Genomic DNA, 13694 nt, shown 5'->3' on the forward strand with positions numbered 1-13694 from the left:
GGGCCGCCCGCACCGCCGCGACCGGGGACGTCTTCGTCAGCCGCCCGATCTCCTCCTCCAACCGCTCCAGCAGCGTGGTGACCGTCTCCGGGAGCGGAACGGTCGTCTCCTCGACCTGGGCGGTGTGCCCGTCCCAGTCCCGCTCGCACCCATCCGCCTGCTCATCCCCGCCGTCCACGAAGTCCTGCTCACCGATCGCCTCCCAGTCGAGCAGGTGGTCGGGGCCTGACCACCCGCACGAGCACACCGCGCGCAGCACGGCCGCGCGCGGTACGCGGGGGCGTCGGCCGTCGTAGAGGTGCCATTGCGAGACGGCCTCGCCTCCGCCGCCGGAGGCGCTGTCGAAGTACACCGGGTCCGGGACGGTGCCGTCGGCGAGGACGACCTCGACCGCGCCCGTGTGGGATGTGCCGAACTCCTCCGTCGTCCAGGTCTCGCGCCTGCTCACAACACCCTCCCGGCACCGCTCTTGAGGTGGCCCTCGGTGCGGGCCGCCTGTACACGACGATCCCGCAGCCGCAGTGTCGTGCGGGCCGGTACCGGCGAAATGGGGCCGCAGCTTGGTGCGGTTCACCCCTTCGATCCGGTGAGCTTCTGCGTCTTCCGAGCTTCGGTCTCCGCCCGCTCCCGTGCCTTCGCGGCTGCCCGGTCGGCCGCTCTCAGGCCGGCGGCAGCCTCAGAGCTCGTTGTGCGTGCCGTTGCCAGCCGGTCCTTCGCCGCCCGTACGTCGTCTTCGGCCTCTGTCACCGCGGCGGCCGCGTGGGCCGCCTTCTCCTGCGCGGCGGCGTGTTCCGCCTCCAGGCGCTCCGCTTCCGCCCTGGCCTTGTGCAACTCGGTACGTGCCTGGGTCATGCGCTCACGATGGGCCCGTGCTGCAGCCGCTCGCGCGTCACGGCTCTGTCCCGGCTTCGGGAATTGGACGGGATGCGGCCGGGGCCCGGCAGCGGCCGGCTGTTCCCGCCGCGGTGGGGCCGTACCCGGGAGCGGTTCAAGGCCGGTGAACCCGGACGTCGCTTCCGGGGCCTTGGCCAGTCGACCCGCCTGCCAGCGTTCGGCGACCTCCGAATCGGCGAGGACCGTGTGGAGGATCTGCTCGACCTCGTGCAGTACCTGCTCGCTCACCTGCTGCCCGGACTCGGCGGCCAGGGAGCGCGCTGTGCGCGCGAGCCCGCCGATCACCACATGCTGATCATGCGACAGCTTCCTCAGCTGCCCGGCGTCCAGCGCCCGGTGCGCGGCGCGAAGCGCTTCACCGAGTTGCACCAGGCCCCGCGCCTCCTCCGGTCGGTGGCGGGCCAGCAGCCCGGCGGTCCACGCCGCGAGCGTCGGTTTGCGCAGTGCGGCGATCGCCGTAGCGAGTTGCTTGTCGCCGGCCTTGCGAGCCTGGGCCACGTACGCGTCCCGGGCCGCGGTGAACTCCGACGGCTTCAGCCCGTACAACTCCAGCTCCAGCCTCTGCACGTCCATGCCCGGCAGTCTCCCGCCCAGGTCCCCGGCCCGGCCAACACTTCGCAGGCCTCCGCGCGTCGGGGGGCTGGGGCTGGGTACTCCGTCTGGGGTGCACTCGATGGCGCCGTCTGTGGGGGCGCCCCGCGTACGCCCCACCGCCTCCGCTGGGCGGCCCGGCTGACAGCCAGCTTTCATGGACGAGGGCTCGCACGGTTCCGGCCGGGTAGGCGGCTTTGGCTTCGGGTGCCGGCTACCGGTGGATCACCACGCAGGGAATCGCGGCCTGGGTGGGTGGGGTCGGATGGGCTCCGCCGACGAGGAGGGCCAGGAGGACGGCGATCGCTTCGTTGCGCAGGACGCGGGCCGCCTGCTGCAGCTTGTGTGGATCGGGCGAGGGCAGCGAGAGGGCTACGCATTCGGGTTCGGGTCCGGTGCGGATGGGGACGGCGGCGCAGACGGTGCCCAGGGCGTATTCCTGGAGGTCCAGGAGGGGTTCGCCGGGGTGTCGGGTGTCGAGTTCGTTGAAGAGGATGTCGGGGCTGGTGATGGTGTGGGGGGTGAAGGCCTCCATCCGGTGCCGGTGCAGGTGGTCGCGGCGCTCGTCGTCGTCGAGCTGTGCCAGGAGGGCTTTGCCGACGGCGGAGGCGTGGGCGGCTTCGCGGAAGTCGACCCATTCGTGGACGGCGGGTGCGGTGGGGCTGTCGGCGTACTGGGTGATGGAGATTTCGCCGTCGGTGTAGGAGGCGACGTAGACGGCGGCGCCGACCTCGTCCCGGAGGAAGGCGAGGGTCTCGCGGAGCAGGGCTCCGCTGCTGCGGCCGTCCTGGGCGAGTTTGAGGGAGGAGCCGGCCGTGTAGACGCTGGGCGCGAGGGGGGTGGCGAGCTGGGTGCGGACCAGGTGCTCGATGGCGTGGGCGAGATACAGCTGGGGCAGGCCGGTCTCCCGGGCGATCTGCGTGCGGGAGACGCCGCCGGCGTGGCGGTGGATCACTTCCAGGACGCGCAGGGCCCGCTGGGCCGCCTCCAGGCGGGTGTTGACCGGCTGCAGGCGCTTGGGCCGCTTGCCCATCCGGGCGCCGGGCTTGGCGTCCGCGGCGAGACCGGCGGGGTCCAGTCGTGCGCAGCGGGCCAGTGCGGAGGCGAGGCGGGCGGTGGGGGTGTAGATGTCGCCGAGGTCCTCGTGTTCGTGGGGGGTGGTGGTGTCGAGGGCGTGGCGGACGGGTGCGGGCAGGGTGCGGAGGTTGGGGTCGGGCCAGGGGGTGGGGGTGATCTTGGTGGTGGAGATGGGTGGCGAGGTCCAGATGATCGAGGCGTGCAGGGTGTCCTCGACGTCGTCGGCCGAGGGCAGGGGTGGGACGTCTTCGCTCGGCCCGGAGTTGGTGGGCTGGTCGTACCAGTGGTGGGCGGTGGTGATTTCGGCTCGGGACAGGTGCAGGAGGTAGAGGGCTTGGGCGGCTGTGTCGGATCCGGCGCCGGCGGCGTACTGGAACCAGAACTGGGCGGCCTCCGTGCGTCCCGTCAGGTGCAGGAGGCTGGCGAAGAGGAGGGCTGAGGGCTGGCTGTGGGGCCAGGCCTCGGCCTCGAGCGCGAGGCGGGTGAAGGTCGGGCTGTCGACGAGGGCGCGGGTCAGGGTGTCCAGGCTCCGGGCAGCCCTCACGTTGGCGGCGGCGTCCAGGACGAGCTTGCGCTCGGCCGGGCTGGAGGGCCGGCCGGCCGGGGACAGGGTCAGCCGGGCGTCGGAGGCACGCGGTTGGGTGAGGGCCCGGCTGTGGCGGGCGGACGCGATCCGGCGGGCGATGCGGCGTCGGGCCGCGTCCTCGTCGTAGGAGGCGTACTCGTCGGTGAAGACCTCGGCGTCCCCGAGAGCCTCGTCCAGTGCGTATCCGGCGTCCGCGTCATCGCGGGTCATGTCGTTCACAGGTCCTTCTCCTCTCCGGGAGTCAAGTCGATTCCGATCTTCTTTGCGAGCGTCCGCCTTGCGGTGTGCAGGTGGGAGCGGACCGTCCCCACTGCGATACCCATCCGCTGCGCCACCTGCCCGGTGTCGAGGCCGAGGAGGTAGGTCAGCAGGACGACGTCGTAGTGGCGGTCGGGTAGCTCTGCGATCGCCTCGTACACCCCGGAGCGGGACTCGATGAGCTCGAGTCTCCGGCGTGAGCCCTGGCGCAGCGCCGCGTACTTGGCGGTGTCGACGAGTGCCACGGGTACGAGCTGGCGGGCGCGGTAGCGCTCGACGTGCTCGCGTAGCTGGGCCCAGGCGAAGGCCTGGAGGTTGGCTTCCTTCAGGGCGTCGGGCCAGACCTCCAGGAGGAAGGTGAAGACGTCCTCCACCACGACCTCGGCGGCCTCGCCTCCGAGTTCGAGGTGGGCGTACTCGAGGTAGGCCACATGATTTTGGGAGTGGAAGGCGACGAACTCCACCGGCATGACGCCGGCGAGTTCGCTGGAGACGGCCTGCTCCCCGAAGGGGTCGTACTCGGCGTCGGTCACGAACTCCCCCACGGGACTTCCGCGGGACCATCGGAACCGGTGACCGCCACCTCACGCTGCACGACGGTGTGTCCGTGCGGGGGACGGTGGGCGGACAGTTCGGCCGCGCCGACCCGGACACCAGCGCCCAGAAGGCGCCGCAGACCTCTCACCACGTCGGGCGCGAACACCCGCAGAGCGGTCGCGCCTATCAGCGCCAGGACGAGGGGCTCGGTGCTGTTCACGTCGAAGGAAATCCTTCCAAGCGGATCAGTCGGTCAAGGCGTGCCCTCCCCCAGGTGCGGCCGCCAGCGGAACCAACCCCCGCAGGGGCGGCTCCTACTCACAGCCAATCGAAAACACGCCCCGAACGTTCAGCCCGATCCCGGAAAGTTTCTGGAGCGGGCGCATCCGCTTGTTTGCGCGCCTCTGCGCGCCCGCGCACCCCCCTTCAGACACCCCAGCTCACGACCGGTGGCCGCCCTCATTGAGAGCGCACTCGGCCCCCTCGCCGAGGGCCCGAAAGAAGTCAGCCCTGCCGGTCCGCCTCGCCCGCGCTCAGCCCGCCGGTGGGCTCCTCGGCGTCGTCCTTCCCCGCCCGCCCGATGCCGAGGAGTACGGCAGAGCCGAGGGCGCACTCCAGCGGCCAGACCCGTGCGAGCATCGGTGACGCCGGCGGAGCGCCCCTCGGGGTCGACGCCGTGCCCCGGCAAGGTGGACGTTCACCGGACACCTGCGGGCATGTCCGGCGCGAGGTGGCGCACGAGCTTCAGCTCGCGAGGGTCTGCCGTCCACTCCCGGCCCGACCCGTCCAACGGCCGCATGTGCGCTGTCCGGCCGATGGTGCGGCCCGTCGCCTTCGCGGTGCGCACGAGCACGGTCGCGACGGTGCCGGTACGACCCGTGGCGGGGTGGACGACCTCCCGCCCCAGCAGGCGGTGACCGGTGTCCTCCCGGATCAGCGTGTTCGCTTCGTTCCTGATCACGTCCGTGTCTCCTATCTGGTGTGGGCTTTGGGGTGGGACAGGGCCAGGCAGACGGCGGCATCGCGCTCCCGCATAGGAGAGTCAATGCGTGGCGCTGGCGCCGGGTTCGATGTCGTAGGCACCCCACCGGCTCTCTGAGTGGTGGCGGGCTCCCAGACAGGTGGCCGGGTCACCGGTTGCCATGGAGGACGTCGTTGGCGAGCCCGAGGAGGAAGCGGCAGGTGCGGGCGAGCTCCTGGAGTTGCACGTAGGCGGCTTCGGCCTCCTCGGGTAGACCACGCTCCAGCGCTCGGCGTACGAAGTCGACGGTGCCGACGATCAGCTGGTCGTCCGTGCTCTCGGGAGGACGACTGGAGGGCGCGGCGAGGGAGGGCAGGAGGACAGCGAAGTGCCCGCTGAGCCAGCTCATCCACAGATCAAGCAGGGCGGTAGAAGGCAGGATCTCGCGCGGTTCGAGGATGATCGAGACGCTCTCGCTGATCGCCACGGTGTCGATCGGTAGTCCAGGGTCCGCGTCGACTTCGTTCACCACCTGAAACGGATGGGCCTGCACGAGTACGGTCACGTTCCCTCCCTAGGTCCCGGGCCTGGCCGGCCCTGCTGATCTCCAGTCAGAACCCTTGCTTCGGACCGTAGAGGCAGGTGCCGGATGCAACGAGGACACATCACAGGACATCTCGCGGTAGTACCGTCGTGGGTCACCTCGTCCGCTCCGGCGGGCGCTGCTTTCGTCCGCACGCCGCCATGAGGAGGTTGCGATGTCCCAGAGCCCGGGGAATCCCGCCTTCCGCGCTGCACGTCTGGAGCGCGGCTGGCACAGTCAGAGCGACGTCGCCACCGCGTACACCGCTCACGCCGCGCTGCTCGGCGAGGACGCCGGCGTCGACGTGCGGCAGGTGCGCCGGTGGGAGTCCTCGAAACCCGGGTGGCCCAACCGGCAGGCCCGACGGATTCTGCAGTCCATGTTCGCCCTGTCCCTCGAGGAACTCGGCTTCACCCCGCCACAGAGCGTCAGGGACAACGCCACGACGAGGCCTGAGGAGGACGGGGTGCACCGGCGACTGCTCTTACGGGGGGTCCTCGGCGCGGCACCGGCGCTCACGCTCGGCGGCGGGCCGGACCGGCTGGCGGCCGCCGTCGCCAACGCCCGCCGCTTCGGCGACCACAGCCTCGCCAGTGGCCTCCGCACGGCTCTCGACGACATCGCGCGCGCCGACAGCAGCACCGGCCCCCGCCGAGTCCTTCCGGCCGCGATGGAACTCCTGGCCGTCATCGACACCCTCGCCCGCAACGCCACCACACCTGTGCGCCGCGAACTCCTCGGGGTCGGTGCGCGGGCTGCGGAGTTCACCGCGTGGCTCCACCGCGACGCCGGCTCCCCCGCGCACCTCACGGTCTTCTTCCACGACCGGGCCGCGGAGTGGGCCACCCTGACGGGCAACGGCCCGATGCACGCCTACGTCCTGCTGCGCAAAGCCCAGGCCACCGACCGGCATGATCCCGCACGGATGCTCGACCTCGCCCAGGCCGCCGCCCGCGGGCCCTGGACCCTGCCGCCCAGGGCCAGGGCCGAAGCCCTCCAGCAGGAAGCACGCGCCCTCGCCCTGACCGGCGCCCCAGCAGACGCCGTCAACCGCACCCTGGACGACGCCCACCACGCCCTCGACCAGGCCGGTAGCCCCGAACCCGCGTCCTGCACCGGACCGCTATGCGCTGGCTACACCCTCGATCGGCTGATGGCCCAGAGCGCCATCAGCTACCGCGAAGCCGGCCAGCCCGCCCAAGCTGTCGACCTCCTCCAGCAGCACCTCGCCCAAGGGGTGTTCGCCCCCAGGGACCGGGCGTTCTTCACCGCGCATCTCTCCGGGGCGCTGGCCGCCGCAGGCGAGCCCGACCAAGCTGCCGCCACCGGCCTGACCGCCCTCCGCCTCGCCGCCACCCCCGGCTTCGGCCAGGCGCTCGGCGAACTGCGCCGCACCGCCGCCCAGCTCCGCCCCCACGCCCGGCGCCCCGCCGTACGCGAACTACGCCAAGCACTCACCACCCTGACCGCCTAAACGGTCAAGAACCCCGCCACCCGGTCAATGACCTGCGCCTGCCAGAGCTGCGTCTGCGGATCGGCATAGCCGGGATCCTCATGGACAGCGAAGCCGTGCTGCGCGCCGTCCAGCTCGAGCAGCTCGGCCGGACCGGCGAAGAGCGGCAGGTAGCGGCGGGAGGACTCCACCGGCACGAAGGTGTCCTTCGTCCCGTGCACCAGCAGCACCGGAGCATGCACCGCACGGAGATAGACGTCCGGGTCGAGGTAGAACACCTCGTTGTGCAGGGCGCGCCCGAGTTCGAACGGTGACTTCTCCGTAAAGCCGCGCTCGTCCAGATCCCGGCCGGCGGTGGCGGTGATGTAGTCGCCGTCGAAGTACGGACGGCTCTCCACGTATCGGTCCCGGTAGTCCAGACGCGGATTCAGCAGCACCAGCCGATCGACGTCCCGCGGCCGCGATCCCGCGTACAGGGCCGCGGCGCCCCCGGAGAACGACGCCGCGATCACGTGCAGCGGGCCGTCGAGGCCCGTCTGCTCGCGCAGCTGATCGGCGGCCGCACGGATGTCGTTGGCCACACCCGCCATCGTGATCTCCGCCGGCCTGCCGCCGCTCGCCCCATGCGCCCGCAGATCGAACCGCAGCGACACCAGCCCGGCCTCCGACAACCCCTCGGCGAGCCGGGTGAAGAAGCCGCCCTCCTCACGGGTCACCCCGGCGCCGTGAACCAGCACCGCCGACCCAGCTGTCGCCGTACCCTGCGGCGTCCTCACCGTTCCCACAAGCGCCGTACCGTCAAGAGACCGGAACCGAACTTCCCACTCAGAGGCCATACCGTCGATCGTAGGCACCAGCCCAAGACCCCAGCGGCAAGTCGCCTCCAATGAGATGCAGCGCCCGGGCCCTGAGGCAGAGCCGCACGGTGAGGTGCTCGCAGGAACTCAGCCCCGCTGTCGTTCCGAGTCGCCCTCCGGGTGGACCATTGCTGCACGCAGTTCGCGGGTCAGGGAGTCGGCCCGGGGGGCCAGGTCCGGGTCGGCGACCGTGGCTGCCCTTGTCATCCCACAGGCACAAGGCGCGCCGGCTCCTGTCGGGGGCGGTGAGGTCCATGCATTCCAGCCAGCCTCCGGGCGGTCCGGCCGCCGGTTTCCAGGACTGGTTCACCGCCACGCCGGCGTCGTCGGCGAAGGAGCTCAGCGTGTCCGCTGACATGTCGTGGAAGTCGCCCGTCAGTACGCGGACACCCATGCGCCCGCCGTTTGCCTCGGGGTCGCCGTAAGCAGCGGCCCTCGAGCGGCCGCGGATCGACCTGTGGCCCGGAAGGCACGCAGGGATAGCGGCGCCTACGAGCGACGGCACGAATCGGTCACTGCCGGACGGCGGGACCGGGTGCGGCCGGTGCCCGCGAGCGGGTTCCAACGGGGCAGGAAGCCGGCACGCCGCGAGCCGAAGTCTGGGCGGGCGGAGGGTGACCGCGAGGGTTCAAGCAGGGCGTTCTGCCTGCTGCCAGTCCTCTGCCGGCTTCGTACGGAACAGCCCCCGGTACACCAGGCGGGTCAGCACCACGGCGCCCTCCCCGTACTCGTCGAGCTCCTCGAAAGCCTCGGCCGCCGAGTCGTACACGGACTTCTTGCCCTTCGCGTTCTGGATGACCCACTCCCGATCAGCCGCAACGCCAATCCCACCGGTCTGCATAACTCCCCCATCTGCAATCGCAAGATCTCAACGAACGCGCGATCGCACCGCCGCCGTCCCGGCAGCTACACCCCCGGCCCCTGGTCAAACCCTCAGAGCCAGAGGCGGCGGGGCTCGAAGCCACCGCTTGCAGCAGCGGGCTGAGGATCCACGCCACGGCGGTTTACTCGGCCGTCTCCTCCGGAGAACGACGGGTGATCTTCATACCCGCTTCCGTCTCCACCAGCGTCACGGCACCGATCCAGTCACCATCCGGGTACTCCCAGTTGGCCGCGTCTTCCAGGACGGCCGGGAGCTGGTCACGAGGCACCAGCTCCCCGGGCTGGAAACCCTGCTGTCCTGACGGGGACGTCCACGGCGCGACTCGGCGAACCTCGATCCATCCGCGATCGATGAGACCGAGCAAGATCCCTGCCAGCTCCCTCACCGGCCGGGACCGATCGACATCGTCGAGATCTCCCCAGACCCCAGCCAGGATGTCGATCTCAAACGAGTTGACCATGAACGCTTCCTCGGACTTGGTCAACGCCTGCCACTCACGCTCGCTCATTCACCGATCATCGCAAGACACCCCGGTGATCGTTTCCGGTCCAAGGACGCGCGTGGGCTGCCGTCTGTGCGGGCCCAAAAGGCCGCTGGCCCGTCTCCCGAGGGAGGCGGGCCAGCGGTTGCTGGCTCAGTGGGTGGGGTTAGCCGATGGCTCCGAGGGGTGAGGCGAGGCCGGCGGCGTGCCAGCGTTGTGCGTTGGATCCGTTGCAGTCGGAGAGTTCGAGCTGGGTGCCGTTGACGGTGCGGGCGTAGGGCAGGTCGAGGCAGCGGCCGGATTTCGGGTTGTAGAAGCCGCTGGTGGCGGTGGGGAGCCATTGCTGGCTGCCCGCGGCGGCGGCGGTGCAGGTGTTGAGCTGGATGAGGGTACGGTTCGCGGTTCCGCCGTCCGCAGCGGTCACGCACTTGCCCGCCACGCGCAGTTCGCCGTCCTCCTGGATCTGGAAGGTCTGCGAGATGCCGGGGGTTGTGTTGCAGTCGTGGATGTAGATGCGGTTGCCTTCGGCGTTGCTGCCGCGGTCGTCATCGGCGCACTTTTTGCTGTTCACCGCTGAGACGAGGGTGGTGCTGCTCGCGGTCTGGACCGTCGAGTGCTTGTAGACGGTCACGTTGCTGATCTGCCCCTTCCAGAAGGACCAGGGCTTGCTCTGGTTCTTGAAGCGGCCCATGACCAGCGACCCGGTGGCCTTCCAGACGTTGACCTTGGCGTGGTGACCGGTACCGGCGAGGGTGCCGTTGACGTAGAGGGCGATCAGGCCCGTGGTCTCGTCGTACGTGGCGGTGAGCTGGGTCCACTCGTTGAGGGCGACCTTCGCGGCGTCGTTCATGACGCCGGTCTGGTCGTAGTCCCAGCCGTCGTCATCCCTCTTCGACATACCGAACCGCCAGGTGCCGTCCGCGTCGTGCCAGATCATGAAGCCGCTGGCGTGCAGGCCGTCCTGGCTGAGGACGACGTCCGGCCCTGCGGACTTGGCCCAGGCCGAGACGGTGAAGCTGCCGGTGGTGTCGACCGGGGAGCCGGTGGTGGTGACGGTGCCGGTGGCGCCGTCGAGGTTGACGACCTGGGTTGCCGTTCCCGCGACGGTGCCGGCGATGCGGGTGGCGCCGGTGGCGCTGAGCGTTCCGTTGTTACGGCGGCGCATGTCGAAGACGGTCGGTCCGGTCGTCCCGTCCGCTTCCTTCTCGTCCAGCTTCCAGTGGTTGCTGGAGATGCGGGCATCGCCCATGAGCTCGGAGCCGGCGAAACCGGTGACCTTGCCGCTGGTCACCTTGCCGTTCCAGGTGCGCAGGCGGTGGTTGCTATCGAGGGCCCACAGGTCGGGGATGCCGTCGGCGCTGGTGTCGCCGGAGGTGCCGATCACCGGGTAGGCGCTGGCTGGAACCCCTGAGCCGATCTTGGTGCGCTTGGTGTGGTCGCCGAGGGCGGCGGGCTTTCCTGCGACGTTGGCGTACTGCCAGACCTCGCCCGTGATGTCGTCACGGGCCCAGAGATCGGCCAGGCCGTCGCCCGTGGCGTCACCGGGGGCCATGAGGGTGAAGTTGTCCCAGCCTGTGGAGCTGAGGATGAGGGGATTGATGAGCGCGCCTGTGGCGGCCCCGCCCTGGTGGAGGATGAGCTGGGCATCACCCGTAGTGGTGCTCTCGATGGCGAGCAGGTCGTTGAGCGGGTCGACTCCTGCCTTGGGCAGGACGTCGCCGACTGCGACGATCTCCTTGACCCGGCTCCAGTCCGCGCTGTAGGCGGTGGAGCTACAGGGCTTGCTGGTTGCCGCGACGGTGCAGTCCGCGATGGCGGGACGTGTCACGGGGTCGCCATGGTCCTTGACGAAGTAGAGGCCGTCGTTGGCGTCCAGGCCGCCTTCATCCATGGAGTTGCGGTAGTAGCGGAGCTGCCCGCCTCCGTAGGCCCACAAGTCGTCCCTGATGATCCCGTTGCCCCCGCGGTGCGTGGCCAGCGCCTTGTCCCAGCCCAAGCCTCCGGGGCTGTCCGCCTTGGTGGAGGCGATCACGCCACCGGCTGACGGGTCAGTGGCCGTCGGGTAGACGATCAAGTTGCCGTTGTCGTCGTCAGGTGCAATGAAGTCGACGAGTTCATCGCCGGTGATGTCGCCGAGGGTGGTCTTGGCGTTCGGGTTGTCCGGGACGTAGAAGACGTAGGTCTGCTGCTGCGAGCGGTTGCCGGCGCGGTCCACGGACTGGACGCGCAGGATGTTGGTGCCCCACCACGTAGGCGTCAACGGGATGGTGGCCGTACCGTCGGCCGCCGCGTTGATCCGGTTCGCACCGCCCACAGGAATGCTCGAGTTGAACGCCCACTCGTAGAAGAGGACCCCGCTGAGGGAGTCGGTGGCCTCTACCTTGAAGTTGCCCTTCTGCCCCGCGTACTTCTTGGAGCCGGGCAGGGTGCCGGAGGGCGGGTACTCGCTGGAGGTGACGACCGGGATGGACGGCGGCTGGCTGTCCATGGAGAAGCGGCCGCCTTCGACCCAGGCGGAGCCCAGTTCGCCGTCCGAGCTCTGGACCTGCCACAAGTATTGGTGACCGTCGATCAGGTTGGCGGGGTAGGCGGTGACCTTGTGGTCGCCGTTGGCCTCACCGATCATGGCGCTGTCGTAGACGGCGCCACTGCCGTTGGTGTCGTAGACCATGAACCGGGCCGAGGTGGCCTGGCCGTCAGGGTCGCCGCTCCAGGCACTGATGCTCATACCGGGGTAGGCGGTAGCGCCGACCCAGCCGCCGTTCTGCGGCGCGGGCGTCATCGCGAGGCCCCACGGGGTCATCGGGGCCCGGTTGTACTCGATGTAGAAGAACGGCAGCTTCGTCTTGTCGCGGGTGAACCGCTTGAAACCGTTGTTGCTGCTGGTCTTGGACTCGTTGTCCGCGAAGAGGGCGTAGGTGACGCTGCCGCGCCACATGTTGGCGGCCAGGTGGCCGGCCACGTCCCACTCGCCGAGCGTGGTCGAGCTCGGGCAGCCCGGGCCGCCGGCGCTGTTCATCGAGGCCGTGCCCAGGACTTCCCAGTCGCGGGGCTGGGTGTTCCAGGTGATGTTCGACAGGAGCGGCTCGGTGGAGTGCAGGTCCACGTTGTAGCGGTTGCTGCAGGTGGCGTCCGCTGCGTACGACTGGGTCGCGTTGAAGGACGCCTTCTTGATGACCTTGTCGTTCAGGTCGCCGGTGTCGAGCTGGATGTAGTAGCGCTCCAGGCCTGTCCTTGTGCGCCACTGCTGGTAGCCGACGCCGGGGTCGTAGTCGTCCGCGTAGTCGTCGTAGTTGGTGGTGGTCGGGTACGCCTCCTGGACCCAGGCCCAGTGCTGGGTCTTGCGATTGGTGGGAACCCACGCCGGGTCGATGTAGACGGGGTAGGCCGTATCGGGGGCGGTGAGGAAGGACTGGTTCGGGGTCAGGGCGACCGAGTCCGTGCCGAGGTCGGCCTGCAGGCGGGTGGTCTTGGCAAAGTCACCCGGGCCGTCACTGTCTGAGGTGGTCTTGACCGCCTCCTCGTCCCCCGTACCGGACGGCGTCTCGTCGGCGGTGACCGCCTGGGAGAAGGCGATGGTGCCGGAGGGCTTGGCGAGCGGGACCTGGACGGGCGTGGTGGAGTCCCACATGGTCGGGGTCGGCGCCTGGAAGACCGTACGGCCTGAGGCATCTGCGGCCTTCAGGTTTCCGGCGGCGTCGGCGGAGACGGTGACGCCCTCGCCCTTGAGGCCGGTGGTCAGTTTGGCGAGCTTCGGGTTCCTGGCGGCCTCGGCGGACTTGACGATCAGGATCTGCGAGATCCCGCCGCCCACATCGGCCGTGACCTTCAGGTCCGCCCCCGGAAGGACCTCACGGTAGACGGCGCTGGATTCTTCCAGCACCGGTACGGGCAACGGGTCAGGCCAGCTCACCACCAGCCGCTTGCCGTCCTGATCCAACGTGGCCAGCGGGCCAGTGCCACCGCCGGACAAGGTCAGGCTGCTCGCTGAGGCCTTCGGGCGGAGGGTGCCGTCAGCGGCCTTGACCAGGGTGGCGTCCAGGTCCACCCAGCCACCATCGTGCTTGGTGCGCACGGGCGCGACGCTGCGGGTCATGCCCAGGGTGCCGTCCGGATTGGCCACCACGGTGTCGGTCTCGGTCGTCACGGCCGGCACCGGGACCGGCTTGCCCGTGAGCTTCGCCTCCGCGAGTGCCGCGTCCTCCGCCTGCTCCCGCTCGGTCCTCGGCTGCTGCTGCGGCGCCGGCTCGCTCTGCACGGGCGGCGTGTCCACGGTTGGTGCTGCCGTCGCGGCGGGTGCGCCGCCGACGGCCGTTAACGACAGGGCCAGTGCGATCAGCCCTGCCAGTGCGGCCGGCCGGCTGGCCGGTCGTCTGCTTCTCTGTGTGCCCCCCACGGCAAAACTCCCAATGCGGTCGCGATGGTCAACTGGCCGCGACGCTAACAGCCCACCCGACCAGCCATTTCAAAAACCCCGCAACCCAGAAAAAGATATCCAGACCAAACATCCAACAATAACGGATATATCCAATA

At 69.9% G+C, this 13694-nt stretch carries 12 protein-coding genes; 1 reads left to right on the plus strand and 11 read right to left on the minus strand.

Features of this window, described 5'->3' with window-relative positions:
* Nucleotides 1-570: 570 nt before the first annotated feature.
* From OG898_RS28230 to OG898_RS28260, 7 genes are all read right to left on the minus strand, one after another.
* Nucleotides 571-1467, minus strand: a complete 897-nt coding sequence (locus tag OG898_RS28230) for a hypothetical protein (RefSeq protein WP_266960636.1) — start codon at nt 1465-1467, stop codon at nt 571-573.
* Nucleotides 1468-1699: 232 nt separating this feature from the next.
* Nucleotides 1700-2518 (minus strand): IclR family transcriptional regulator, encoded by an 819-nt coding sequence (locus OG898_RS28235; RefSeq protein ID WP_266962646.1) that lies wholly within the window; start codon nt 2516-2518, stop codon nt 1700-1702.
* A gap of 845 nt (nt 2519-3363) precedes the next feature.
* On the minus strand, nt 3364-3951 hold the full coding sequence (locus OG898_RS28240) for a sigma-70 family RNA polymerase sigma factor (RefSeq protein ID WP_266960638.1): 588 nt from the start codon (nt 3949-3951) through the stop codon (nt 3364-3366).
* On the minus strand, nt 3936-4163 hold the full coding sequence (locus OG898_RS28245; protein WP_266960640.1) for a hypothetical protein: 228 nt from the start codon (nt 4161-4163) through the stop codon (nt 3936-3938). The genes OG898_RS28240 and OG898_RS28245 overlap by 16 nt, the downstream gene beginning before the upstream one ends.
* A 284-nt stretch (nt 4164-4447) precedes the next feature.
* Nucleotides 4448-4582 (minus strand): hypothetical protein, encoded by a 135-nt coding sequence (locus OG898_RS28250; protein WP_266960642.1) that lies wholly within the window; start codon nt 4580-4582, stop codon nt 4448-4450.
* A 58-nt stretch (nt 4583-4640) separates the two neighbouring features.
* Entirely contained in the window at nt 4641-4904 is a 264-nt protein-coding gene (locus OG898_RS28255; protein WP_266960644.1) for a hypothetical protein, read from the minus strand.
* Between the two features lie 169 nt (nt 4905-5073).
* Complete coding sequence (locus tag OG898_RS28260; RefSeq protein WP_266960646.1) at nt 5074-5469, minus strand: DUF6415 family natural product biosynthesis protein; 396 nt, start codon at nt 5467-5469, stop codon at nt 5074-5076.
* Nucleotides 5470-5662: 193 nt separating this feature from the next.
* On the opposite strand from OG898_RS28260, the gene OG898_RS28265 reads away from it, so the two are divergent.
* Entirely contained in the window at nt 5663-6961 is a 1299-nt protein-coding gene (locus OG898_RS28265) for an XRE family transcriptional regulator (protein ID WP_266960648.1), read from the plus strand.
* On the opposite strand, the gene OG898_RS28270 is transcribed toward OG898_RS28265, so the two are convergent.
* The 4 genes from OG898_RS28270 to OG898_RS28285 all read right to left on the minus strand — a co-directional run bounded on the left by OG898_RS28270 (nt 6958) and on the right by OG898_RS28285 (nt 13434).
* Nucleotides 6958-7776, minus strand: coding sequence for an alpha/beta hydrolase (locus OG898_RS28270; protein WP_266960650.1), 819 nt, complete (start codon nt 7774-7776; stop codon nt 6958-6960). The genes OG898_RS28265 and OG898_RS28270 overlap by 4 nt on opposite strands.
* A 649-nt stretch (nt 7777-8425) precedes the next feature.
* The gene (locus OG898_RS28275) at nt 8426-8638 is read right to left on the minus strand and encodes a hypothetical protein (RefSeq protein ID WP_266960652.1); all 213 of its coding nucleotides are present in this window, start codon (nt 8636-8638) and stop codon (nt 8426-8428) included.
* A gap of 163 nt (nt 8639-8801) precedes the next feature.
* Nucleotides 8802-9188: a hypothetical protein gene (locus OG898_RS28280; protein ID WP_266960654.1), complete on the minus strand. Its 387-nt coding sequence runs from the start codon at nt 9186-9188 to the stop codon at nt 8802-8804.
* Between the two features lie 139 nt (nt 9189-9327).
* Nucleotides 9328-13434: a ricin-type beta-trefoil lectin domain protein gene (locus OG898_RS28285; protein WP_266960656.1), complete on the minus strand. Its 4107-nt coding sequence runs from the start codon at nt 13432-13434 to the stop codon at nt 9328-9330.
* Nucleotides 13435-13694: the final 260 nt, after the last annotated feature.

Origin of the sequence: Streptomyces sp. NBC_00193 (assembly GCF_026342735.1) — a bacterium.
Taxonomy (GTDB): Bacteria; Actinomycetota; Actinomycetes; order Streptomycetales; family Streptomycetaceae; genus Streptomyces; species Streptomyces stoeckheimensis.